Source organism: Ruegeria sp. AL12, from assembly GCF_056540885.1.
On sequence record NZ_JBQFXN010000171.1, the window covers coordinates 1 to 585 of the forward strand.

The window sequence follows — 585 nt, forward strand, 5'->3', positions numbered from 1 at the left end:
CAGAGTTCAAAAGGACTGCGTCCCGATACGCGGACGGAGTGCCATCCAACAGGGCGCGGAAGGCAACAGCGTTTTCTTCAGGTGTTCCGCCCAGAATGTCCTCGAACGGGTGCACTGGCAGGCCAGCATCTTCTGGATGCAGTTCAACCTCACGCACACCGCCGTTTTCCCATGAGGCAACCCAGCTGACACCAGTGATGGTCAATTCGTCGGTGCCATCGGACCCATGAACCAGCCATGCGTGTTCGGTACCAAGCACGCCAAGCGTCTCGGCCATCGGACGGATCAATTCTCGGCTGAACGCGCCCGTCAATTGCCGTTTCACTCCTGCCGGGTTTGTAAGTGGCCCCAGAATGTTAAAGATCGTACGTGTCCCAAGTTCCTGACGTGTTGGCATCACGTGGGCAATGGCCGGATGGTGCATGGGGGCCATCATGAAGCCTATTCCAGCCTCTTTTAGCGCTTTTTCAACGACTTCTGGCCCGACCATCACGTTGATACCCATCTGGCCTAACGCATCGGCCGCACCGGATTTCGAACTGAGGTTCCGGTTCCCGTGTTTTGCAACTGTGACGCCAGCGCCCG

1 protein-coding gene is annotated in these 585 nt (G+C 57.6%); it reads right to left on the bottom strand.

What is annotated here, in order from left to right; genetic code table 11:
- Positions 1 to 585, bottom strand: a 585-nt coding sequence (gene trpD / locus ACR0C6_RS22050) for an anthranilate phosphoribosyltransferase (protein ID WP_480621320.1), incomplete at both ends; no start/stop codon positions are given.